The following is a 22658-nucleotide window of genomic DNA, read 5'->3' as shown; positions in this document are numbered from 1 at the left end:
GACTTCCTTCTCTACGAACGGAAAGGGGGTCAGCCCTTGACGGCGCCGGCCAGCAGCCCGGCGGTCAGCCGGCGCTGGATCACGGCGAACAGGGCGAGGCTCGGGATCGTGGCCAGCAGCGCGGCCGCGGCGAGCGGGCCGAGCCGGGCGACACCGTCCGCGCCGGTGAACCGCACCAGAGTCAGCGGCAGCGTGGCCAGATCCGGATCCTTCAACAGCACCAGCGCGAACATGAACTCGTTCCACGACGAGATGAACGCGAACAGGAACGTGGCCACCACACCCGGTGCCAGCAGCGGTGCCACCACGGTACGCAGGACTCGCAGCCGCCCGGCCCCGTCCACCGAGGCGGCCTCCTCCAACTCCTTCGGCACACCCCGCACGTACCCCTGGAGCATCCAGAGCGCGAACGGCAGGTTGAACGTCAGGTACACCAGGATCAGCCCGCCGCGGGTGTTCACCAGGTCGAGCTGCTTGAGGATCATGAACAGCGGGATGATCACCAGGATGAACGGGAAGACCTGGCTCACCAGTACCCAGGCGAGGGCAAGCTTGTTCAGCACCGATCGGAACCGCACCAGCGCGTACGCCGCGGGCAGCGCCAGCAGGACCGTGAGTACGGCGGCGGTCAGGGCGACGAGCAGGCTGTTGCCGGCGCTCTGCGTCAGGTTCTGCTCCCGGAACGCCTCCGCGAAGTTGGCCAGCGTCGGGTGCCGCGGGATCCACGTCGGGTCCAGCGAGGCCATCTCCCGCGGCGTCTTCAGCGCCGTGGATGCCAGCCACGCCAACGGAAACGCCAGGAACACCAGGTAACCCAGCAGCGCCAGGTACTTCAGCGGCGTGCCCACCCCGCCGCGCCGAGCGGTACTCACACCGCCTCCTTCAGCATGCGCCGCAGGTAGAACGCCAGGACCACCAGGACGACGAGCACGATCGCCACACCCAGCGACGCCGCGTACCCGAAGAAGCCGTAGCGGAACGCCTCCTCGTACGCGAAGAGCATGGGGAGCCGGGTCTGCCCGCCGGGCCCGCCCTGCGTCAGCACGTACACCAGGCCGAACTGGTTGATGTTCCAGATGAAGTCGAGCGCGGTGATCGCGGTGACCACGGGTCGCAGCGCCGGCCAGGTGACCGCACGGAACCGTTGCCACGTCGAGGCTCCGTCGACCGTGGCGGCCTCGGTCAGCTCGCCCGGCACGGCCTGGAGCCCGGCCAGCAGCGTGATCGTGGTCTGCGGCATCCCGGCCCACACGCCGACCGCGATGACCGCGGGCAAGGCCAGCGTGAAGCTGTTCAGCCAGTCCACATTGGACGATATGAGGTGCAGGTCCTTCAACGTACTGTTCAGGATCCCGGCCTGCGGGTGGTACACCAGGCGCCACATCAGGCCGACGACCACCGGCGGCATCGCCCACGGTACGAGGGTGAGGGTGCGGGCCAGCCACCGGCCGCGCAGCTTCTGGTTGAGCAGCAGGGCGAGCCCGAGCGCCGCGGCGAACTGGAGCACGGTCACGCCGACCGCCCACACCAGCCCGATCCGGAACGAACCCCAGAAGTCCGCGTCGCCGAACAGCTCGACGTAGTTCGCGAAGCCCGTCACGTGCACCGGCATGTTGCGCCCGGCCCGCGCGTCCGTGAAACCGAGATAGATGCCGTACAGCAACGGCGCGACGGACAGTACGAGGACGGGCAGCAGCGCCGGCGCGACCAGACCGAGTACGGCGGGCTCGAAACCCTTGCGGCGCACCGGTTTCGCGTTGGCGGCGAGGGTGGCGGTCGCGGCGGTCACCGGCTCGACCCCCGTACGGCCAGGCGGGGCCGGACGAGGATCTGCCGCGGGCTGCCCGCCCGCGCGGTCGCGCCGGTGATCCGGTCGATGAGCAGCTCGGCGGCGCGCCGACCGCGTTCCGCGGAGCCGAGACCGACGCTGGTCAGCGGCGGCCAGGTGGTCGTCGCCAGGTCCGTGTCGTCCATGCCGACCACGGCGACGTCCGCCGGTACGTCCCGGCCGTGCTCCCGCAACGTACGCAGCGCACCGACGGCCATCAGGTCGTTCGCGCACAGCAGCGCGTCCACGTCGGCCCGCGCCAGCAACCGATCCGCGGCCCGCGCCCCGCCCTCCACGTAGAAGTCGCCGATCTCCACCCGCGACTCCTCGTACGCCAGGCCGACCTCGGCGAGCGCCGCCCGGAAGCCGGCGTCGCGCGCCGCGCCGGGCACCGTGTCCACCGGGCCGTTGACGAAACCGATCCGGCGCCGGCCCTGCTCGTACAGGTGGCGCACGGCGAGCGACACCCCGGTACGCGAGTCTGCGCGGACGCTGTCGACCGGCTGCCCGTCCGGCACCGAACCGATCACCACGACCGGCACCGGTGCCCGCGTCAGCTCGGCCAGGTGCCCGGACGTCACGCGCAGCGGGCAGAGGATCAGACCGTCCACGTACCGCTGGCCGAGGCCGCGGAGTACCTCCAGCTCGTCGTCGACGTCGGCGTCCGTCGAGTGCAGCACCAACCGGTAGCCGGCGGCGCGCAGCACCTGCTGGATCTCGCGCACCATCGCCAGGTAGACCGGGTTGCCGATGTCCGCCATCGCGAACGCGATGTGGTTGGTACGCCGGGACTTCAGCGACCGGGCCACCGCGTTCGGCACGTACCCGAGGGCGTCGGCGGCGGCGAGCACCCGCTCGGTGGTCTCCGGCCGCGCGGACTGCCCGTTCAGCACGCGCGACACCGACGCGATCGACACGCCCGCGCGCTCCGCGATCGTGACGATCGTCGGCCCGTCCTCGCCCACCGGTCCTCCTCTCCGCGCACGTCGTTGTGTAAACGTTTTCAGATTGCCGCGACGTTACCGGCCTGAAAACGTTTACGCGGTGCGCACATGTAACCCCCCACCCCGCGCCGCTGTCAACCCCCCGCCCGGATCGGACCGGATTCGCCTGCGGCGCAAGCACTTCCGCCGATTCCTCGACCTCCACACACACCGTCACCCACCGCGTACGCACCCGCGACCGGTCACCGCGCCGCCCCATGCACGCCGGCGATCCCACGCGTACGCCTGCCGCCGGGCTCCACACCTCGCGGTGCGCCGCGGTACGCGTGCCCGAGCAGCTTGCCCGTGGCCGACAGGCCGGCGCTGTTGCACCGCCGGATCCTCATGAATCCGTCGATGACACCGACCGCGCCCATGCACACGTACGGGCCGTACAGCACGATCGCGCGACCACGGCGGTGCCCCGGACCGTGTGCGGTCTGCCGGCCCACGGCACCCGGCGTTGCGCCAGCACGGTCTCCCTCCGGACCGCGCCAGCCGGACGTGCAGTCGGCCGGATGGTGCACGGGACCACGCCGACGGGCGGGACGTCCACCGGCCGAACGGCGCCTGGCGTACGACGGCGGCAGTGGCCGGGGAGCGACATGCCGCCGCGTCGGGCGAACGTGGGATGCCGTCGCGCATCGTCGCCGCCCGACCGTCCAGCATCGCCCAACCGGCCGCTGGTTCTCTTACGGGACAAGGGATGTCGCGATGGCCGATCGCCGCTGGACCGTCCGCGTCCGCCCGCGGTACGGACGGTCCAGCGCCCTCGACGGCGGCCGGTGCGGAGCGTGGCGCGTTCCCGGCGTCGATGCCGACGGCGTTCGACACAGTACGACCGACCTGACGCCCGCGAGCGTTGTGGTGCCAGGCTGGGCGGAGGCGACGACCACACTGACACTGGGCGTACGACCGGTCGGGGCGAGCGACCGGCTGGCGTTCGGCGGGGCTGGGCAACGGGCCGATACCGGTGGAAGCCGACGCCGATCGGCACGCTCAAACCGGAACGCGAGCGGATCGCCGCGCTACGAACGGATCCGACCCTCGACACGCAGGCGATCGGCGCCCCGGAGCGGCACACGCTCGCGGCGATCGGGCCGATGGTCGGCACGCGGCGGGCGGGCCGATGGTCGGCGTCGCGGCGGGCGGCCGACAGTACGCGTCGCGGGGCGGATGCCGACGCCGGGTGGCGTGGCTCGCGCGAATGGCGGTCGGTGGCGCGGACCGGCCCGCCGACCGGTATGAATGAGGGCATGAACCTGTTGCTGCTGTCCAACTCGCGTACGCACGGGCGGGGATTCCTGGAGCACGCGCTCGACGAGGTCACCGACTTCCTCGGCGGGCGTTCCAATCTGCTTTTCGTGCCGTACGCGCTGCGCGACCACGACGCGTACACGGCGACCGTGGCGGATGCCTTGCGCCCGGCCGGGATCACCGTCACCGGGGTGCACACGGCCGCCGACCCAGTCGCCGCGGTGCGCGCCGCCGAGGCCGTCTTCGTCGGCGGCGGAAACTCGTTCCGGCTGCTGAAGACGTTGCGGGACACCGGGATCCGGGACGCCGTGCACGATCGCGTACGGGCCGGTGCGTTGCGGTACATGGGATCCAGCGCGGGCACGAACATGGCCTGCCCGACCCTGCGTACCACCAACGACATGCCGATCGCGGAGCCCGACTCGTTCACCGCCCTCGACCTGGTGCCGTTCCAGATCAACCCGCACTACCTCGACCCCGACCCGTCGAGTACGCACATGGGTGAGACGCGGCAGCAGCGGATCGAGGAGTTCCTGGAGCAGAACGACGTGCCGGTGCTGGGCATCCGGGAGGGCGCCTGGCTGCGGGTGTCCGACGGGTCGGCGCGACTCGGCGGGCTGTCCGGCGCCCGGCTGTTCGCCCGCGGCGCGGAACCCCGCGAGTTCGTGCCGGGCGACGACGTCACGTTTTTGCTGTCCGGTACGCCGCGCTTCGACGTGCCGGCCTGACCTTCGACGTACGAAGGGCCCGCGCCCCGGAGGGTGGAGGCACGGGCCCTTCCTCGTACGGCGGGTCCGTGCCCCGGAGGGTGGGGGGCACGGGCCTGCCACGCGGCCGAGCCGTGGTCCGGCGTGTCAGGGCCGCCGGACCACGACCGGGGTCAGTGGCGGCCCTGCGTCTGCAGCACCGTCATCGGGCCGTACCGTTCGACCAGGCGCGCGAAGTCGCCCTCGTCGTAGAAGCTGACGGCGCCGCGGCCGAAGTCCTTGGCCACCTCGATGCAGAACCGTACGGTCTGCTCGACGCTGGTGAGGCTGGTCGCGCCGGTCGCCGACCCGGCCACCGGTACCTCGGTGGTGACAGCGACGCCGACGACCGGCGCGGCGGTGGCGACGGCCGGCTGGAGGATCGAGTTCACGTGGTGCACGCCGTTGCCGTACGGGGTGATGTCCTGGGTGGCGAGCGGCAGTACGGTCGGGAGGCTGCCGGTGACGCGCTGCTGCACGGCGAGCAGGTCCTCGCTCGTCCGCAGGATCCAGCCCTGCTTGACGGTGGGCGAGATGGCGAAGCCGTTGACGTTCACGATCCGGTTGCCCTTGGTGGTGTCCACGGACAGTACGGCGTCGGCGGACTCGTCGACCTCGTGCACGTTCATCGCGTCCAGGTCGACCGGGGAGTCCATGAACGGCACCGGGTCGTGCGGCCGGGTCGGCGCGTCCGGGCAGATGTGCGTGGCGATCACGACGTCGCCGTCGAGTACGTCGCCGCGCTGGTGCATCTGGGCGAGCTTGGCGGCGGCCGCGACCGCGGTCAGCGCGCCGTCGCCGTCGGAGACGAAACCGATCTGCTCGGGCCGGGCGCCCAGCCCGCCGAGCCGGCCGACGATCGACAGCGTCGGCGCGTCGCCGCCCGAGCTGCGCCCGCGCCGGCCGGGGATGGTCAGCCGCACGAAGTCCGTGCTGCCCTTGTCGCCCGTGACGGTCTCCACCTCGGGCTTGTCCGCGCCCTGCGCCCGCAGGTACGCGGCGACCGCCTCGCCGTCGACCGACGGGTCGTCGAGCAGGTCGTAGGACTCGATGACGTGACGCCAGCTCACAGTTCCGCTTTCCTTCCGGTTGGTTCAGTGCAGCGCGTACGAGGCGAGGAGGCCGGCGGCGAGCACCGCGTCGACCGCCGGTACGCCGATCTCGGCGCGGACCCGGTCGGCGAGGCCGATGGTCGTCAGTCCGGTGCAGGCGAAGAGGATCACCTCGGCGCCCGCGTCGACCATGCGCCGGCAGGCCGCCAGCGCACGCTCGTCCGCGCCCGGTTCGAGCAGGTCGGTGGTGCGGCGTACGCCGTCCGGCCGCACGGACGCGACGAGCCGGTCGCCGAGCAGGTCGGCGATCGGGCGCGGGGCCGCGTCGTTGAGGCCCAGCACGCCGATCCGGCCGCCGAGCCCGCTGGCGACCGCGGCCGCCGCCGACCCGGCACCGACCACCGGTACGTCCACCGCGGCGCGCGTCTCCGCGAGCGCGGGGTCGGCGGCGCAGCTGATCAGTACGCAGCCGGCGCCGTCGGCGGCCAGGTCCCGCGCCAGCTCGACGATCTTCGGTACGGCGAGCGCCTCGGTGTCGGCGTCGTGGATCCCGTGCGGCTGCCCGGGAATGCACCGCGACTCGGTGGCGATCCCGTACCGGGCGGCGATCACGCGGCCGTGCGTACCGACGAACTCGCGGTCGTCGCTGGTGAGTACCCGGACGATGCCGAGGTGTGCGGCGCTCATGCGACCAGCTCCCCGGCGAGGCGGGCGACGACACCGCGGGCCAGCAGCACCGGTACGCCGCACGCGTCGGCCGCCGCGCGCCGCATCGCCGCGGTGTAGCCCATGCAGTCCAGGACGATCCGGCGGGCGCCGACCGAGGCGAGCTGCTTCGCCGCCGCCGCAACGGATTCCTCCGCCCCCTCGGCGTACGGGGTGGCGGCGGAGACGACGACCGGGCCGACCACCGGACGCCACTTGTCGTGGCTCATCCGTACCTGTGCGGGCAGCGGGCAGACGATGCCGACCGGCTCGTGCTCGCAGAGCGCCGCCGTACCGCCGAGCAGCAGCCGTTCGGCGAACAGCAGCGGCTTCGCGTGCTCCAGCGGCGGGAACTCGCCGGTGCACACCACCAGCGTGGCGTCCACTGTGGACTCCACGTCGAGGATCGCGCCCTGTACCCGGTCCGCCGCGGCGTCGTGGTCGAGGACGACCGAGGACCCGTCGGCGAGCCGGGTGGTCAGGACGTGGCCGCCGCGGGTCCGCGGGGCGAGCGCGGCGATGCCGGCGGCGGACAGGCCGTCCAGCGCGCCCCGTTCGACCACCGCGTCGGCCGGCAGGCCCAGCAACGGCAGCATCTCCGGGACCATGTCCACCCGCGGCGACTGGCCGATCGTCACGACGCCCAGGCGTCGCCCGGCCGGGCGGCTCGGTTCTGCGGTCACGCGTCCTCCTTCGCCAGTGCCAGCAGGCGGTCCAGTACGGCGGTGCTCTCCCGCAGCCCGTCGTGCTCGTACTCGTTGGTCACCCACGGCCGTACGTTCGCCACCGCCCGCGCCGTCTCCAGCGAGTACTCCCGCGGCACGTACATGTCGTCGTGGTAGACGGCGGCGTACACCGGGACCTCGTTGCGGGACAAGCGTTCCCGGTCGTACAGCGCGGGCCAGTCGGTACGCGCGGCCAGCAGGTCGGTGGCCCCGGCGAGCGGCACCAGCGCCGGGTCCTCGGCGAAGTGGAACGGGTGGTACGTCTCGCCGGTGAACACGAAGTCGGCCGCGTCCACCGCGAACTCGGGGCGGCGCGCGTACTCGGCCTCGGCGGCCCAACCCGACGCGCCGCCCTGGTTGTAGATGAGTTCCTGGAACACCGCGTACAGCGGGCGGGTGGCGAGGCTGACGGTGTCGTGCACGCCGGCGACGAACGTGTCGGACAGCTGGCCGCCGACGAACGCCTCCTCCAGCAGCCAGTGCAGCGTGTCAAACCCGGACCGTTGACCCAGTCCCACCCCGACGCCCTGGAACCGCCGCGGCGACAGCCGTTCCCCGGTCGGCATCCGTACGTCGTGCCGGTGCAGGTGCTCGACGATCCGGGCGCACAGCGCGCGGTCGCCGGGATGCCGCGCGAAGTACGCCGCGGACTTCTCCACCATCGCATCGAACGTCACCCGGTACACGTCCGCCGCGGTCGCGGTCAGCGACGGCAGGCCGCCGGTGACGAACGCCCGGCGTACTCCCTCGGGGGCCTGGGACAGGTAGGTCAGGGTGATGAAGCCGCCGTAGCTCTGCCCGAGCGTGTCCCACGGTGCGCCGCCGGCGATCTCCGCGCGGACCGCCTCGGCGTCGGCGACGATCGCGTCCGCCCGGAAGTGCGCCAGGTACTCGGCCTGCGCGGTCGCGTCGGCCGGCAGCGTCTGCCGGTTCGCCGGCGTGGACCGGCCCGTGCCGCGCTGGTCCAGCAACACCACCCGGTACTCGTCCAGCGCCCGGCCCACGAACCCGCTGCGGGTCGCCGGCCGGATCGCCTTGCCGCCCGGCCCGCCCTGGAGGTACAGGAGGCAGGGCAGGTCGCGGGTCCGCTTGTCGGCCGCGACGACCTCTCGGGCGAACACCTCGATCGTCGGGCCGTCCGGGCGCGCGTGGTCCAGCGGCACCTCGACCACGTGGTCGGTGAACACCATCCCGTGCTGGCGGTACGTCCCGGTGATCATCAGTACCCCGCGATCCCGAGCCGGTGGCAGATCTCGACGAGCGTCGGGTGCACGTACCGGCCCTCGACCTCGATGGGCTCGCCGTCGAGTTCGATGGTGGGGTTGAGCAGCGAGCCGTCGGTGTGCGCGGGCGCGACCCACGGGGCGCCCCCGATCCAGCCGCCCTTCGTACCGATGCCCAGCTCGACGCAGCCGAACACCCGCTCGTCCTCGACGATGCGGCCGGTCGGCTTCGTGACGCCCGGGTTGAAGCCGAGCGACCAGTGCGCGATCCGGTACATGTTCTCGCCGGTCGGCAGGTCCGCCTGCGCGGCCATCCACCGGCGGAACGTCGCCGCGTCCGGGCCGTCGCCCTCGATCGCCGTCACCACACCGCTTTCCACGGTCATCCGGATCGGCGAACGGAGCAGGCCCAGCTCGTTCGGTGGCCACGCGGCGCCGTCGAAGACGAGGACGCCGTGCTGCGTCTCCTCCAGGGGGTTCCAGGAGATCTGCCCCGCCAGCATCACCGTCTCGCCCGGCTTCTCGGCCGGCTTGCCGCGCAGGTTGATCGGCCGGTCGCCGTTGCGGCCCCGGATGTCGGTACCGGCGGGCGTCGTGATGTGCACCTCGTCGGCCGCCTCCAGCAGCGCGACCAGGGCCTTGCCCAGTTCGGTGGTACCGGCGAAGTCGACCTTGCCGACGGTGTCGACGAGCATCTGCACGTCCATGCCCGTCAGGTTCGCGTACCGGGTGCCGGCGGCCATCGCCGTCCGGAACGCCTCCGAATGCATGATGTACGACTGCGTGTACTCGATCCACACCTGCGACCGGGCGACCGCGCCGGCGACCGGACCGGGCGGCTCCATCGCCACCGTCGGGCGCGTGTCGTACCGGACGACGGTGGGGTTGCCGCCGGCCGCGGCGACGGCCTGCGCGGTCAGCTCCATCACCCGGGCGTCCGAGGCGGTGTCGCCGGTGATGACCACGTCCTCGCCCGGCTTGACGAGCATGATCTCCTCGACGAGCTTGCGTGCCCCGAGCGCCGCCTCGTACGACAGGTACTCGGGGCGGGCCTCGATGCGGCTGGTTACCTCCACGAACGTGTCATCCCTTCACGACGCGACTGACATCGGTGAGCGAGCTGCCGGCGATCAGGCCGGAGCCGATGAGGTTGAGGTCGTTCTCGGCGCGGTCCGGGCGCAGCTTCGTCCACACGATCCGCAGCAGCAGCGCACCGAACACGAACCAGCACGCGTACGGCGTGAGGATCAGCAGCCCGGTGGCGAGCAGGACGCCCATCTGCCGCTTCGGCCCGCCGATCAGCTGGATCGCGGCACCGGGGATCGCCCACAGCAGGATGTTGGTCAGCATGTGGGTGTCGGTGAGCCCGTGCGCGACGGTGTCCGCGTACACCTTGGACACCGGCGGGATCTCGTTGCCGTGGAAGTACGACTGCCAGGTGAGGGCGACGACGACCAGCGCGACGCCGAAACCGACCAGCTGCGCGATGTACTGCTGCTTGCGCCCGGCCCGCTCCACCAACCGGTACGGGGTGCCGCCGCGGCGGACGATCCAGCCGGCCTTCAGGTCGTACCCCATGTCGGCGAACGCCGGCCCGGTGGCCGCCACGTACGCGATGAACAGGGCGAGCGGGATGGTCGGGATGCCGATCACCAGGCCCAGTACGAGGAAGATGAGCGTCACCGCGAACGCCGGGAACCAGCCCGAGTGCATCGCGGCCAGGCCGACGATCAGCTCGTGCACCAGCGCGGCGAACCCGGCCAGCAGGCACCAGCCGACCATCTCCAGCGGCGACAGGTGACCGAGTACGCCGCCGATCAGCGCCACCACGAGCGCGCCCAGCGTGAACAGCACGTACCCCTCGCCGAGCGCGCGCCGCAGCCCCCGCTCGTTCACCGTCGGCCGCTCGGTCTCCGGCACCTCGGTGTCGGTCTTCTTCTCCCGGCGTACCAACAGGAACACGGCCTGGATCAGCGCCACGATCCCGGCACCGACCATGAACCCGTGCGGGATGTACATGGCGTTGAGGTCGACCCCGAACCACTCCTGCCCGTACTGCCGCGCGCCGAGACCGACGCCGAACATGCCGAGCGCCCAGATGTTTCCGATCAGTGCCACGCCCGCGGCCGAGAACGGCAGCGCCGCCCCACCGACCTTCAGGAACGACCCGACGAAACCGACCACCCCGCCGAGCCCGAGTACGACGGCCTTCCGGCCGCCCTCGTCGCCGGCGATCATCGTCTCGGCCGCGGCCTGGCCGGGCGGCCACGCCGCCTTCGCCGGGAACAGCTTCGAGTCGAACACCCGGAACAGCACCCAGGTGTCCACCACCAGGCCGATCCCGGCGCCGACCAGCATCGGCCACACCAGGTCCGGCCGCCCGAGTACGAACGGCACGGCGATCGGTACGAGCAGCGAGTTCGCCGCGGCGAACGTCGCGCCGGACACCGCCGACTGGACGAGGTTCTGCCGGTGGATGGACCGCATCTCGCGCAGCTTGTTCAGCGGGATGCGGCCGACGAGCATCGCGACGAGCGCGCCGATGACCGCGGTGTTGGCGGTGATGCCGAGCGTCGTCACCAGGTGCAGGCCGATGAACGCGCCCACCACCGACAGTACGACCGTGAGGATCAGTACCACCGGTTCGAAGGCTCGGGGGTGCGAATCCGGTCCCTTGAGGTCGGCACCCTTGAGGGGAGTCTGGACAGCCATGGTTCTCCTTGGGAAGCGGCCCTCACGTGGTCGTCGGTACGCCGTCGAGTACGCGGCTGAGCCGCTCGGCGACGGCGCGTACCCGGTCGACGGCGGTGTCGACCTTGCCGGACATCCGGTCCTGCGGGCCGATCACGACGACCGAGCCGACCACCTGGCCGGCGGCGAAGCACGGCGCCGCGACGGACGTGACGTTCGGGTCGAACTCGCCGTGCGAGATCGCGACGCCGTCGGCGCGGACCCTCTCGTACCGGGCGAGCAGGTCGTCGAGGTCGACGACGGTGTGGGCGTTGAACTTCGGCAGGGCACCGGCCAACAGGTCACGGACCTGGTCGACCGGGTAGAACGCGAAGATCGCGTGACCGGCGGCACCACCGTGGGCGGGGATGGTCTCCCCCACCGTCGCGGAGTACCGGATCGGGCCGGCGGCGTCGACCGCGAGCGTGCACCGGTACGCGGCGCCGTGCGGGACGTTGAGTATCGCGCTCTCGTCCAGGTCGTGGGCGAGTTCGCTGAGGAACGGCCGGGCCGCGGCCTCCAGCGCGCCACCGCGTTCGGCGGCACGGGCGAGCACGGCGATCGCCGGACCCAGCCGGTACCGCCGGGTGTCGGGGTCGGCCAGGACGAAGCCGCGGCCGGCGAGCGTGGTGAGCAGCCGGTGGATGTTCGCCTTGTCCAGCCCGAGGGTGCGGGCCAGGTCGCTGACACCCCACTCCGGCCGCTGACGGAACGCCAGCAGTACCCGCAGCGCGCGGTCGGCCGTGCGGGCAGGACCGCGGTCGGCGTCGGGGTGTACGCCGGCGACGGTCTCGGTGGAATCGGGCATCAGGCACCGTCCTCGATAGCGTTTCAATAATTGAAACAGTGTTGGATTATCTGAGACGATGCCGCGAGTATTGCGCTGCACTTCCGCCACGGTCAAGGCCCGGGCCACCTGAATTTCGCGCGACCACCAGCGGAAACACGACGGTGACCGCGGACCCGCCCAGCGCGTCCGAAGGCTCGCGAACGGAACGTCCCGCGCCAGAAGATACGGAAGGGCCCGCGCGGCACCTCGCCGCACGGGCCCTTCCCCGCACCGCCCCCACCCGGGCGGTGGCCGGATCAGCCGGTCACGGTCAGCTTCACCGTGTCGCCGGAGATCGAGTCGACGTGCACCGTGTACGCGCCCAGCGCGTCCGACTGGCCCGCCTTCATCGTGCTGCGGTGCCCCTCCAGCCCCACCGTCACCTCGCTGGCGGACAGGTCACCGACCGACAGCTGGTGGCTGCCGAACACGTCCACCGTGGCCCTGCTGCCCGAGTCCAGCGTCGCCGTGACATGGCAGGTACCGCCCGCGCAGGTCACGGTCGACTTGGTGCACGCGGCCAGCCCGGCGAGCAGGGGCACCGCCGCCACGAGCGCCAGCACACGCATCGGAGTACGCGACATCGTGGTCCTTCCGGTCGGGGATCGACACCGACATGCTGGCGTACCACGGCAACCGGCCGACGGCGTCGCGTCCGTCTCCGCGCGCGTCGGATGCCGTCGTCAGCGCACCACGACGGCGTACTCGCCGCGCGGGACCAGCTCGCCGACGACCGGGGCGCCGGGAATCTCGCCGGCCAGCAGCAGACCACCGGACGTCTGCGCGTCCGCCAGCAGCAACCGCTCCTCCTCCGGTACGGCGCCGAAGTCGGTGTCCGGCTCCACCCACGCCAGGTTCCGCCGGGTACCGCCGGAGACGTACCCGGAGCGCAGCGCGTCCCGCGCGCCCGACAGGTACGGCACGGCGGCACTGTCGACGACGGCGGTGACGCCCGACGCGCGGGCCAGCTTGCGCAGGTGGCCCAGCAGCCCGAACCCCGTCACGTCGGTACCGCAGCGGACGCCGGCGGCGACGGCGGCGGTGGCGGCGTCCGCGTTCAGTGCGGTCATGGCGGCGACGGCCGGCTCGAACACCTCGCCGGTCTGCTTGTGCCGCGCGTTCAGGACGCCGATGCCGAGCGGCTTGGTCAGCGACAGCGGCAGCCCGGCGCGGCCGGCGTCGTTGCGGATCACCCGGTCCGGGTCGACCAGCCCGGTCACCGCCAGCCCGTACTTCGGCTCCGGGTCGTCGACGCTGTGCCCGCCGGCGAGATGGCAGGCGGCGGCGCGGGCCACGTCCATACCGCCGCGCAGCACCTCGGTCGCGAGTTCGGTGGGCAGCACGTCCCGCGGCCAGCCGAGCAGGTTCACCGCGACCAGCGGCCGGCCACCCATCGCGTACACGTCGGACAGGGCGTTGGTGGCGGCGATGCGGCCCCAGTCGTACGCGTCGTCGACGACCGGGGTGAAGAAGTCGGTGGTGGCGACGATGCCGGTGGCCGCGTCGAGCCGGACGACCGCCGCGTCGTCCCCGTCGCCGAGCCCGACGAGCAGCTCACCGGGCGCGCCCGGCGCGGGGCCGGCCGCGGCCAGACCCGCCACCATCGACTCCAGTTCCCCCGGCGGGATCTTGCAGGCGCATCCACCGCCGTGCGCGTACTGCGTCAACCGGTAGCCAGCCACCTCACCAGACTAGGCGGCCACCGCGGCGACACCACCGCGGCGTACCGGCGCGGCGGTCACCGCCGCGGTTACGATGCGGGCGGTGCGAGGGAGGCGTATCCGGCCTGGTGACCGGCGCGGTCTTCAACACCGTTGAGCCCGAGCATCTCGGGCTGGCGGGTTCGATTCCCGTCCGCCTCCGCCACCGCGCCTCCGTCACCACACCTCCACCGCCGTGCTTCCGCAACCGTGCCGGCGGCACCGTGCCGCGACCGCACGCCCGCGCCGGCACATCGACGAGGCGGCGTACGCGGGCCCGGGGTGGGCTCTAGAGTCGGTGCCGTGGTGGATGTTCGGCGTCGGGTGCCGCGTACCGACACGGTGTTGGCCGAGGCGCGGGTGGCGGCGGCGGCCGACCGGCTGGGCCGGGGCCTGGTGAAGTCCGTGGTGACGGCGGTGCAGCAGGACTGCCGGGCGGGGCGGGTCGCGGCGGAGGCGGTCGTCGGCGAGGTGCTGGCGCGGCTGCCGGACCGGGCCGACACCGGTACGCCGGTGCTGAACGCGACGGGCGTGCTGCTGCACACCAACCTGGGCCGGGCGCCGCTGTCGGAGGCGGCGCGCCGGTCGGTGGCGGCGGCGGCCGGTACCGGTGACGTGGAGCTGGACCTCGCGACGGGGCGGCGCGGCCAGCGCGGCGCGGGCACGCTCGCCGCCCTGCTGGACCGGGTACCGGCGGCGGAGGCGGCGCTGGTCGTCAACAACAACGCCGCCGCCCTGGTACTCGCGGCGACGGCGCTGGCCGCGGGCCGGGAGATCGTGATCGGTCGCGGCGAACTCGTGGAGATCGGCGACGGGTTCCGGCTGCCGGACCTGCTGGCGAGTACGGGGGCGCGGCTGCGGGAGGTCGGCACCACGAACCGTACGGTGGCGGCCGACTATGCGGCGGCGGTCGGGCCGGACACCGGCTTCGTGTTGAAGGTCCACCCGTCGAACTTCACCGTCACCGGCTTCACGGCCGCGGCGTCGGTGCGCGAGCTGGCGGGCCTGGGCGTACCGGTGGTGGTGGACGTGGGCTCCGGCCTGCTGACACCCCATCCGGTACTCCCGGACGAGCCGGACGTGACCTCGGCGCTGGCCGCCGGTGCCGCGCTGGTGACGGCGTCCGGCGACAAGCTGCTCGGCGGCCCCCAGGCGGGCCTCGTACTCGGCCGCGCCGACGTGGCCGGCACGCTGCGCCGGCACCCGCTGTACCGCGCGCTGCGGGTGGACAAGCTGACGCTGGCGGCGCTGGAGGCGACGCTGCGCGGGCCGCTGCCCCCGGTACCGGCGGCGTTGGCGGCGGATCCGGCGGACCGCCGGCGCCGCGCGGACCGGCTGGCGGCGCGGCTGCGCGCGGCGGGCGTCGAGGCCACCGCGGTACCGAGTGACGCGGCGGTCGGCGGTGGCGGCGCGCCCGGTGTCACGCTGCCGAGTGCCGCGGTACGCCTGCCGGCGGGGCTGGCCGTACCGCTGCGCCTCGGCCGCCCGGCGGTACTCGCCCGCGTCGCCGACGGGTACTGCCTCGTCGACGTGGCGGCGGTCGACGAGGCCGACGACCACCGGCTGTACGGTGCGGTCCGCGCGGCGGCGGGACGACCGTGCGGGTGATCGCCACCGCCGGGCACGTCGACCACGGCAAGTCGACGCTGATCCGGCGGTTGACCGGGATGGAGCCGGACCGCTGGGCCGAGGAGCGGCGCCGCGGCCTCACCATCGACCTCGGGTACGCGTGGACGACGCTGCCGTCCGGCCGGGTCGCCGCGTTCGTCGACGTACCGGGACATGCGCGGTTCGTACCGAACATGCTGGCGGGGGTCGGGCCGGTGCCGGCGGTGCTGTTCGTGGTGGCAGCGGACGAGGGCTGGATGCCGCAGTCGACCGAGCACCTGGACGCGCTGGCGGCTTTGGAGGTCGCGGACGGTCTGCTCGTGGTGAACCGGTGCGACCGGGCCGATCCGGCGCCGGCCGCCGCGCAGGCCGCCGAGCGGCTCGCCGGTACGTCGCTGGCGGGGATCCCGACCGTCGCGGTGAGCGGCGCGACCGGCGCGGGCATCGCCGAGCTGACCGACGCGGTCGACGCGCTGTGCGCCCGGCTGCCCGACCCGGACCCGGCCGCGGACGTACGGCTGTGGGTGGACCGGGCGTTCACGGTGCGGGGCGCGGGCACGGTGGTCACCGGCACCCTGCCGGGCGGTACGGTGCGCACCGGCGACGAGCTGGCCGTCTCCCCCGGCACCGCCCGGGTCCGCGTCCGCAACCTCGAATCCCTTGGTACGCAAGCGGACGCGGTGTCGGGCGTCGCGCGGGTGGCGCTCAACCTGCGCGGTGTCGCGCCCGGTGACCTCGGCCGAGGGCACGCGCTGCTGACGCCGGACGTGTGGCTGTCCGGCACCGTCACCGACGTACGGCTGCGGCGGGTCGCGGACCGGCTGCCGCGCGCGGTGACCGTACACGTGGGCGCGGCCGCGGTCCCGGCGACGGTGCGCCGGCTCGGCCCCGACACCGCGCGCGTCACGACCGACCGGGCCCTGCCGCTGCGGGTCGGCGACCGGCTGCTGCTGCGCGATCCGGGCGCGCACCGGATCCTCGCCGGCGCGCTCGTCCTCGACGTACTGCCGCCGCCGCTCGGCCGGCGCGGCGCCACCACCACCCGCGCGGCCGAACTCGCCGGTCTGACCGGAATCCCAGACGCCACAAGCGAACTGCGCCGCCGCGGCCTCGTCCGCGCCGGTACGCTGCGGGCCATGGGCGTACCCCCCGCCGGTACTCCGGTGGCCGGCGACTGGCTCGCCGACCCGACCTGGTGGGCCGGGGTACGTTCCCGGTTGGTGGCGGCCGTCGACGCGCACCGGGCCGCCGAACCGCTGTCGACCGGCCTGCCGCTGGCCGCTGCGGCGCACGCCCTCGACCTGCCGGACCCGGCCCTCGTCGCGGCGGCCGCGACCGACCCGCTGACCGTACGGGACGGTCGGGTGCGGCGGGCGGACGTCGCGCCCGCACTGCCCGTACCGGTGGCACGCGCGGTCGCCGCGGTGCACGCCGACCTCGCCGCCGACCCGTACGCGGCACCGGAGTCGGCCCGGTTGAGCCAACTCGGCCTCGGCCGGCGCGAGCTCGCCGCCGCCGTCCGCGCCGGTACGCTGCTGGAGGTCGCGCCCGGCATCGTGCTGCGGCCCGGCGCCGACGCCGCCGCCGTACCGCTGCTGGCGGCGCTGCCGCAACCGTTCACGCTGAGCGAGGCGCGGCGGGCGCTGCACACCACGCGTCGGGTGGCGGTGCCGCTGCTGGAACACCTCGACCGCACCGGCCGTACCCGGCGGCTGGCCGACTCCCGCCGCGAGGTCGACGGCGCGGGCACGGCTGACGCCGGACCGACCGACACGGCGGAACCGGACTGACGGGTGCGCCAGCCGACCTTGCGACGTCGACGCCTGGGGCACCGACCGAACGGTGCGGCGTCGACTGACGGGCGGGCCGGCAGGCCGGACGACCGCGGCGGTCAGGGTGGGCCGGCTGGTTGATGGGCGGCCGATGGGGTGGGGCTGGCCCCAGGGCGGAGCCGGGTGCGGGCGGCACTGTGCGCACCGGGTACCGCGGGCAGGCTGGACCGGTGAGCACACCGGTGACCGCCGTACGGGCGGGAAGTGACTATGCCGAACTGTCGCGCCGGATCGCGGCGGCCGGGCTGCTGCGCCGACGCCCCGGGTATCAGGCGATCGCGCTCGGCTCCACCCTCGCCCTGTACGCGCTGGTCTGGGTCGGCTTCGCGGTCGTCGGCGACTCGTGGTGGCAGCTCGGGATCGCCGTGCTGATGGCGATCGCGTTCACCCAGGTCGCGTTCGCCGGGCACGAGGTGGGGCACCGGCAGGTCACCGCGTCCCGGCGTACCGCCGAGCGGATGGGTCTCGTCCTCGGCAACCTGCTCATCGGGCTCGGCCAGGGCTGGTGGGTCGACAAGCACAACCGGCACCACGCCCATCCCAACCAGCTCGACCACGATCCGGACGTGGCGCCCGGAGTGGTGCGGTGGACGCACGACCAGGCGCGTACCACGAGTGGATTCCAGCGGTTCGTGACCCGGTGGCAGGGCGTGCTGTTCCTGCCGCTGCTGACGCTGGAGGCGCTGAACCTGCACGTGTCCGGGTTCCGCTCGGCGTTCGGCCGGCAGGTGCCGCGACCGGCGCGCGAGGGACTTCTGCTCGCCCTGCACGTCGTCGGCTACCTCACCGCCCTGTTCGTCGTACTCCCGCCCGGCAAGGCGCTCGTCTTCCTCGCCGTGCAGCAGGGCCTGTTCGGTGTCTACATGGGACTGTCGTTCGCGCCCAACCACAAGGGAATGCCCGTACTCGGGCCCGACCAGAAGCTGGACTTCCTGCGCCGCCAGGTGCTCACCTCCCGCAACGTACGCGGCGGGGTGCTCACCGACTGGCTGCTCGGCGGCCTCAACTACCAGATCGAACACCACCTCTTCCCCTCCATGCCCCGGCCGGCGCTGCGCCGCGCCCAACCGATCGTCCGCGCGTACTGCGCCGAGCTGGGCGTGCCGTACGAGGAGGAGTCGCTGCCCCGCTCGTACGCCCGCGCTTTGCACGCGCTGCACGACGTCGGCACCCCGCTGCGCACCGACGGGCGGGGGTAGCGGTTCCGCGCGCCTCTGCTCTGCTTACGTATACGCATCGATGCGTATTGGTAGGCAGAGCAAAGGCGCGGCCGAACCTCCCCGGCTCGGCCCGGGCGGCGCCGCATAGGGTCGATGCCGCACGCGGAGCCGCCGGAGGTGCCATGACCGACCGTGGACACGACGCGTCACCACCCGTACCCGCGGTGCTGCCCGTCGGTCCGCCCGGCGACGATCCGGAGGGCTGGCTGCGGGAGAGCGCGCGCCGCCTCGTCGCGTTGGACGGCCGTACCGGTGGCGAGCAGGTCGCCGACCTCGCCGCCCGCACGGTCGCGCTCGCCCGGGACCATCTCGTCCGGCACCGCGTCGCCCGGGGCAGCGTCGCCCGGAGCCGCCGCGCGGCGGACACGGTGCGCGGGATCCGTTGCGCGGCAGCGGAACTGGCACAGGTCGCCGGTTGGATCCACGTCGACGCCGAACGGCACGCCGAGGCGACGCGACTCAACCGTACGGCGCTGCGACTGGCCAGGGCAGCCGGCGACCGGGACACCGAACTGCTCACGCTGCTGGTGACGACGCTGCACGAGACGCAACTCGGCCGCGCGACCCACACCCGGACTCTCGTCGACGCGACGCTGCGCCGCGGCCACCTGACACCCCGGGTCGAGGCGATGTTCCGGGTACGGTCCGCGCGGGCGTACGCGGCGACGGGGCAGGCGGGGGCCGCGCGGGCGGAGTTCGACCGGGCACGCGGGTTGCTGCTCGACGGCGGCGCCGCCGCGGATCCGGCGTGGGCGTGGTGGATCGACGAGGCGGAGATCGCCGGCCACGAGGGCGCGGCGTACCTGGATCTCGGTGACGTGGCGGCCGCGGCGGCGCCGCTCGACCGCGCCACCCGGCTGGACGCCGACGGGGCGCCGCAGTACCGGATGGTGGTGGGGGCGCAGTTGCTCGTCGCGCGCCTCGCGCTGCGCGACTGGGTGGACGCCGGCCGGGTCGCCGACCGGTTGCTGGGCAGCACGACGACCGGATCCGCGCGTACCGGACGGGTGCTGCGGCACGCCGCGCGGCTGGCGGTCGCGGGCGCGCCGTCGTCGTTGGGCGACCGGGTCGTGGCGCTCGCCCGCCGGTATCCGGTTCACGTGGTTGAACGATCTTGACAGCGTTCCCGACCGGTCCATACGTTGCCACGAAAGGAAAGTGGGTGGTCGGTCGTGCGGGTGACCGGGTTGCGGGTCGATCGTCGGGTCGAGCCGATCGGGGTCGACGAACCGGCCCCGCTGCTGTCGTGGCGGCTGGACGGGGACGGTCGCGGGCTCGCGCAGTCGGCGTACCAGGTGGTGGTCGGGGCGGGGGCGGACCCGGCGGGCGGCGACGTGCTGTGGGACTCGGGCACGGTGGAGTCGGACCGGAGCACCGGCATCCCGTACGCGGGGCCGGCGTTGCGGCCGTCCACCCCGTACCGGGCGCGGGTGCGGGTGCGGGGCGCGGACGGCGAGTGGACGGCGTGGTCGGAGCCGGGCGGCTGGGAAACCGGTCTGCTGGGCGGTTTCGGCGCCGCGTCGTGCTGGGTGACCTCCGCGGTCGAACGGGACGAGCCGGCGCCGCCCGACCTCGACACGGTGGCGCCGTTGCGGTCGCTGCACCGGATCGGCGCGGTGGAGCCGGGTCCGGCGGTGTTCACGACGGAGTTCGAGCTGCCGGCGGGCCGGCGGGTGCTCACCGCCGACGCGGTCTTCACCGCCGCGCCACCGGATCCGGGCGACGGCACCGCGACGGACGGGACGGTCCCGGCGGTCACCGTGTCGGTCAACGACCTCGACGTACCGGCGGTCGGGTCGGCGCTGTCCGCGCTGCGGCCCGGGCGCAACACGATCGCGGTCCGGTCCGGCTCCGGGAACCTGGTGGGGCGGCTGGACATCGCGCTCGACGGGCTCGCCCCGCTCACGGTCGGCACGGACGACACCTGGCGGGTCGGGGACGCGCTCGCGGTGTCGCTGGGTGCGCACGGCGCACCGCCGTGGGGCCGGGATCCGTTGACCCACCGGCCGAGTCCGTACCTGCGCCGCGAGTTCACGGTGTCCGGCCGGGTCCGCCGCGCCCGGCTGTACGCGACGGCTGGCGGCGTGTACTCGGTGCGGCTGAACGGATCCCAGGTCGGCGACGAGCATCTCGCGCCGGGCTGGACGGACTACGCGACCCGCCTCGGCTACCGCACGTACGACGTGACCGCGCAGCTGCGGTCCGGCGGCAACGCGCTCGGCGCGGTCGTCGCCGACGGCTGGTACGCCGGGAACGTGGGGTTCTGCCGCTCGTTCCACTATGGACGGACGCGGTCGTTCCGGGCGGAGCTGCACGTGTGGACCGACGACGGCCGGCACGAGGTGATCGGCACCGACACCGCCTGGCGTACGGGGACGGGCGCGGTGCGGTACGCGGATCTGCAGAACGGCACGGTGATCGACGCGCGGGCCGAGCCCGTCGGGTGGGACAAACCCGGTTTCGGCGCGGACTGGCCGGCGGCGGTGGAGGTGTCGGGGCCGCGCGGCACGGTCGAGGCGGCCACCAAACCGCCGATCCGGGTACAGCGCGAGGTGCCGGCACGGCGGGTGGAGCGGCGCGGCGGCGCCCGCTGGATCGTGGACTTCGGCGAGAACCTGGTGGGCTGGGTGCGGCTGCGCGCCCGTGGCCCGGCCGGTACCCGGATCGTGCTGCGGCACGCGGAGATGCTCGACCACACCGGCGAGCTGTACACGGAGGCGCTGCGCACCGCCCGCGCGACCGACGAGTACGTGCTGCGGGGTGACGAGGCGGGCGAGACGGTGGAGCCGGAGTTCACCACGCACGGCTTCCGGTACGCGGAGGTCACGGGCGTGCCGGGCGAGCTGGACGCCGCCGACGTGACGGCACTAGTGGTGTACGCGGACATGCCGGCGACGGGCACGTTCCGCTGCTCGGACGGGACGCTGAACCGCTTGCAGGACAACATAGTCCGGGGCCAGCGCGGCAACTTCCTGTCGGTACCGACGGACTGCCCGCAGCGGGACGAGCGGCTGGGCTGGACCGGCGACGCGCAGGTGTTCGCGGCGACCGCGGCGTTCAACCACGACGTGTCGGCGTTCCTGCGCGCCTGGCTGACCGACGTACGTGACGCGCAGCGCGCGGACGGCGCGGTGGCGCACGTGGCGCCGGACGTACTGACCGGGCAGCTCGACCCGGACCAGGCGGCGAGTCCCGGCTGGGGCGACGCGATCGTGATCGTGCCGGACCGGCTGTGGCGGGCGTACGGCGACGACCGGGTGGTCCGCGAGTGCCTGCCCGCGATGCGCCGGTGGCTGGCGTACCTGGACCGGGACGACGCGCCGCGGCACCCGTCCGGCGGCTTCGCCGACTGGCTCGCGGTGACGCCGACCGACAAGGACGTGGTGAACGACGCGTACCTCGCGTACACGGCGCGGGTCGCGGCCGGGCTGGCGCGCGTGGTGTCCGATGTGGACGGTGCCGGTGCGTTCGACGCGATCGCCGACCGGGCCCGGGACCGCTTCCGGCGCCGGCATCTCGGCGGCGGCGGGCGAGTCGCCGGCGGCACCCAGACCGGGTACGTGCTCGCGCTGACCGCCGGCCTGCTCACCGCCGACGAGGCGCCGCTGGCGGTCGCCCGGCTCGCCGCCGAGGTGCTGGCCCGCAACACCCACCTCACCACCGGATTCCTCGGTACTCCCTGGCTGCTCGACGCGCTCGCCGACGGCGGCCGGCCCGATCTGGCGTACGCGTTGCTCCGGCAGGAGGAGTATCCGTCGTGGCTGTACCCGATCGTGCGCGGGGACGCGACGACGATCTGGGAGCGCTGGGACTCGTGGAGCGACGCGCGCGGCTTCGCCGATCCCGGCATGACCTCCTTCAACCACTACGCGTACGGCGCGGTCGGGGACTTCCTGTACCGCACGCTCGGCGGCCTCGCCCCCGCGGAGCCCGGGTACCGGCGGATCACCGTGCGGCCCCGGCCGGGCGGCGGGGTCACGAGCGCCACCACCACCCTGGACACCGGGTACGGCACGGTCGAGGTGGCGTGGTCGCTCGGGCCGTTCCGGCTGGACGTGACGGTGCCGCCGAACACCACCGCGGACGTGCACCTGCCGGCCGGTACCGCCGCCCCCGCGTCCGACGAGCCCGGCGTACTCGCCGTCGCACCCGGCCCGGACGGTACGACGGTGGTCACGACCGGGTCGGGGCGGTACGCGTTCGGCGGCTGATTGTCGTAC

At 73.6% G+C, this 22658-nt stretch carries 18 protein-coding genes and 1 tRNA gene; 7 read left to right on the top strand and 12 right to left on the bottom strand.

What is annotated here, in order from left to right; all coding sequences use genetic code 11:
- Positions 1-29: 29 nt before the first annotated feature.
- The 3 genes from Aru02nite_RS14575 to Aru02nite_RS14565 are packed head-to-tail and all read right to left on the bottom strand — an operon-like array spanning position 30 to position 2793.
- Positions 30-872: a carbohydrate ABC transporter permease gene (locus Aru02nite_RS14575; RefSeq protein WP_239076686.1), complete on the bottom strand. Its 843-nt coding sequence runs from the start codon at positions 870-872 to the stop codon at positions 30-32.
- Positions 869-1789: a carbohydrate ABC transporter permease gene (locus tag Aru02nite_RS14570; protein WP_239076685.1), complete on the bottom strand. Its 921-nt coding sequence runs from the start codon at positions 1787-1789 to the stop codon at positions 869-871. The genes Aru02nite_RS14575 and Aru02nite_RS14570 overlap by 4 nt, the downstream gene beginning before the upstream one ends.
- Positions 1786-2793: a LacI family DNA-binding transcriptional regulator gene (locus Aru02nite_RS14565; protein ID WP_239076684.1), complete on the bottom strand. Its 1008-nt coding sequence runs from the start codon at positions 2791-2793 to the stop codon at positions 1786-1788. The genes Aru02nite_RS14570 and Aru02nite_RS14565 overlap by 4 nt, the downstream gene beginning before the upstream one ends.
- A gap of 1274 nt (positions 2794-4067) precedes the next feature.
- Here Aru02nite_RS14565 and pepE point away from each other — a divergent pair.
- Positions 4068-4796, top strand: coding sequence for a dipeptidase PepE (gene pepE, locus Aru02nite_RS14560; protein WP_203658039.1), 729 nt, complete (start codon positions 4068-4070; stop codon positions 4794-4796).
- Positions 4797-4948: 152 nt separating this feature from the next.
- Here the strand turns inward: pepE and Aru02nite_RS14555 are convergent, their stop codons facing one another.
- From Aru02nite_RS14555 to selD, 9 genes are all read right to left on the bottom strand, one after another.
- Positions 4949-5884, bottom strand: a complete 936-nt coding sequence (locus Aru02nite_RS14555) for a DUF1177 domain-containing protein (RefSeq protein WP_203658038.1) — start codon at positions 5882-5884, stop codon at positions 4949-4951.
- Between the two features lie 24 nt (positions 5885-5908).
- Positions 5909-6553 (bottom strand): aspartate/glutamate racemase family protein, encoded by a 645-nt coding sequence (locus tag Aru02nite_RS14550; RefSeq protein ID WP_203658037.1) that lies wholly within the window; start codon positions 6551-6553, stop codon positions 5909-5911.
- Positions 6550-7254 carry an AroM family protein gene (locus Aru02nite_RS14545; RefSeq protein WP_203658036.1) on the bottom strand — a complete coding sequence of 235 codons (705 nt, stop codon included), beginning with the start codon at positions 7252-7254 and terminating at the stop codon, positions 6550-6552. The genes Aru02nite_RS14550 and Aru02nite_RS14545 overlap by 4 nt, the downstream gene beginning before the upstream one ends.
- Positions 7251-8516, bottom strand: coding sequence for an alpha/beta fold hydrolase (locus tag Aru02nite_RS14540; RefSeq protein ID WP_203658035.1), 1266 nt, complete (start codon positions 8514-8516; stop codon positions 7251-7253). Before Aru02nite_RS14540 ends, Aru02nite_RS14545 begins: the two co-directional genes overlap by 4 nt.
- Positions 8516-9595, bottom strand: a complete 1080-nt coding sequence (locus Aru02nite_RS14535) for a 2,5-dihydroxypyridine 5,6-dioxygenase NicX family protein (RefSeq protein ID WP_203658034.1) — start codon at positions 9593-9595, stop codon at positions 8516-8518. The genes Aru02nite_RS14540 and Aru02nite_RS14535 overlap by 1 nt, the downstream gene beginning before the upstream one ends.
- A gap of 7 nt (positions 9596-9602) precedes the next feature.
- The gene (locus tag Aru02nite_RS14530) at positions 9603-11231 is read right to left on the bottom strand and encodes an OPT/YSL family transporter (RefSeq protein WP_203658033.1); all 1629 of its coding nucleotides are present in this window, start codon (positions 11229-11231) and stop codon (positions 9603-9605) included.
- A gap of 22 nt (positions 11232-11253) precedes the next feature.
- Positions 11254-12057, bottom strand: coding sequence for an IclR family transcriptional regulator (locus tag Aru02nite_RS14525; protein WP_203658032.1), 804 nt, complete (start codon positions 12055-12057; stop codon positions 11254-11256).
- A gap of 278 nt (positions 12058-12335) precedes the next feature.
- Positions 12336-12647 (bottom strand): hypothetical protein, encoded by a 312-nt coding sequence (locus Aru02nite_RS14520; protein ID WP_203658031.1) that lies wholly within the window; start codon positions 12645-12647, stop codon positions 12336-12338.
- A 114-nt stretch (positions 12648-12761) separates the two neighbouring features.
- The gene (selD, locus tag Aru02nite_RS14515; protein WP_203658030.1) at positions 12762-13760 is read right to left on the bottom strand and encodes a selenide, water dikinase SelD; all 999 of its coding nucleotides are present in this window, start codon (positions 13758-13760) and stop codon (positions 12762-12764) included.
- Positions 13761-13849: 89 nt separating this feature from the next.
- Between selD and Aru02nite_RS14510 the strand changes: the two genes are divergently transcribed.
- The 6 genes from Aru02nite_RS14510 (at position 13850) to Aru02nite_RS14485 (ending at position 22649) form a co-directional block, all read left to right on the top strand.
- Positions 13850-13944: transfer RNA gene (locus Aru02nite_RS14510), tRNA-Sec, on the top strand.
- 140 nt (positions 13945-14084) lie between these two features.
- Positions 14085-15386 carry an L-seryl-tRNA(Sec) selenium transferase gene (selA, locus tag Aru02nite_RS14505; protein WP_239076696.1) on the top strand — a complete coding sequence of 434 codons (1302 nt, stop codon included), beginning with the start codon at positions 14085-14087 and terminating at the stop codon, positions 15384-15386.
- A complete protein-coding gene (selB, locus tag Aru02nite_RS14500) occupies positions 15377-17176 on the top strand; it encodes a selenocysteine-specific translation elongation factor (protein ID WP_203658028.1) in 1800 nt (599 codons plus the stop codon). Before selA ends, selB begins: the two co-directional genes overlap by 10 nt.
- A gap of 212 nt (positions 17177-17388) precedes the next feature.
- Complete coding sequence (locus Aru02nite_RS14495; protein WP_239076683.1) at positions 17389-18417, top strand: fatty acid desaturase family protein; 1029 nt, start codon at positions 17389-17391, stop codon at positions 18415-18417.
- Positions 18303-19556, top strand: coding sequence for an NsdA family TPR-like regulatory protein (locus Aru02nite_RS14490; RefSeq protein WP_486303905.1), 1254 nt, complete (start codon positions 18303-18305; stop codon positions 19554-19556). Before Aru02nite_RS14495 ends, Aru02nite_RS14490 begins: the two co-directional genes overlap by 115 nt.
- 54 nt (positions 19557-19610) lie before the next feature.
- Entirely contained in the window at positions 19611-22649 is a 3039-nt protein-coding gene (locus Aru02nite_RS14485; RefSeq protein ID WP_203658025.1) for a family 78 glycoside hydrolase catalytic domain, read from the top strand.
- Positions 22650-22658 lie beyond the last annotated feature (9 nt).

Origin of the sequence: Actinocatenispora rupis, assembly GCF_016861975.1 — a bacterium.
Classification (GTDB): domain Bacteria; phylum Actinomycetota; class Actinomycetes; order Mycobacteriales; family Micromonosporaceae; genus Actinocatenispora; species Actinocatenispora rupis.
The sequence above is the reverse complement of the archived record's forward strand: the minus strand, read 5'-3'. Positions and strand labels throughout refer to the sequence as shown.